The 1,321-nt window shown below is 44.3% G+C and carries 1 protein-coding gene and 1 pseudogene; both read right to left on the bottom strand.

Going from position 1 to position 1,321, the window contains the following annotated elements; genetic code table 11:
• Positions 1-17 precede the first annotated feature (17 nt).
• Positions 18-380: pseudogene (locus tag R7O12_RS25170) on the bottom strand (response regulator transcription factor); the annotation flags it as partial.
• 158 nt (positions 381-538) lie between these two features.
• On the bottom strand, positions 539-1,321 hold a 783-nt coding region (locus R7O12_RS25165; RefSeq protein ID WP_318126788.1), incomplete at its 5' end, for a lactate/malate family dehydrogenase.

Here is a 1,321-nt window from a genome sequence, read left to right as displayed (position 1 = left end):
GTTTGGCGTTGACGCTACAAGCCCACTCGAGGCAGGATCGCTTTGATGCGCATTAGCAGCTCTGCAATATTGAATGGCTTACCAATGTATTGATCGGCACCCGCTTGATAGCCATCCAGCATCGAGTTTTCATCGTTCAATGCTGTAAGCATCAGAATTGGCGTAGCAAATCGTTGGCAAATACGACGAGCTACTTGCATCCCATTTAAGTTTGGCAACATCACATCGAGCAACACTAAATCGACTGGCGTTTTCTCCATGTACTGCAGCGCGCTTTCACCACAATGCACAGAAGAGACGGTATATCCTTCATCTTGCAAAACTACTTCTAAAAGCTCACACAAAGGAACGTCATCATCAACAATCAAAACTCGAGACATGCCAAATTACCACTTAAATAAAAATGGTTCGCATTCTATTACTCATTTGCAAATTAAACAACCATAGTTTTTGGGGCTTTTCTCTGTTTGGAAGACACAAAAAAGCCTACTAAACAGTAGGCTATATAAGGCAAAACGGAGAATTTCTTTGTTTACAATCAGCACTTCAAACCTGTCGATTGCGCGACATTCTCAACAATGGATCTCAAGTTCATACTGATAGAGTGTAATGTTTCAAGCTCCTCTTCTGTAAACGGGTGAGTAAGAACCGACTCTGCACCTTTTTTCCCGACCACCGTCGGTAGACTTAGCACGACGCCACTCACACCATATTGACCCGACATCATCGTGCCAACTGGCAACACAGAGCGCTCATTGATTTTGATGGCTTGAATGATTCGAAATACGCTGGCTGCAATACCATGCACCGTATTATGTTTGCGACGAAATATCTCGTAACCCGCTTGCTTAACCGCTTCGAGCAACTCATCAGCATCGATTCTCTCGATATTGTGCGTATCGCAATAATAATCCGCAGGCTGGCCAGCAATAGAGATCAAACTCTTTGGTGTGAAACAGTGGCTTCCGTGCTCTCCCAGCACATAACCAAATATGTTTTTAGGGTCAAGATCCACACGGTTAGCAACAATGCTCATCAAGCGAGCTGTATCGATAACACACCCGCTGCTGATCACTTTGTTTGGCTCAAAGCCTGTATTGGTAGTAATAAAATGAGCAACAATGTCACAAGGGTTGGACACGACAATCAAAACCGCCTTTGGCGCAACACGCTCTATTTTTCTAGCGATCTCGACGCCAATCTTCGCGTTGATTTCTGCGATATCTAAACGTGTTTGTCCTTGTTGAATTTGCGCACCTGCCGTTATCACAACAATATCGGCACCTAACAAATCGAGGTAATCATCTGAGGGAATAACGCG

Source organism: Vibrio sp. Vb1574 (assembly GCF_033338675.1).
This window is presented reverse-complemented; position numbering and strand designations above follow the sequence as displayed.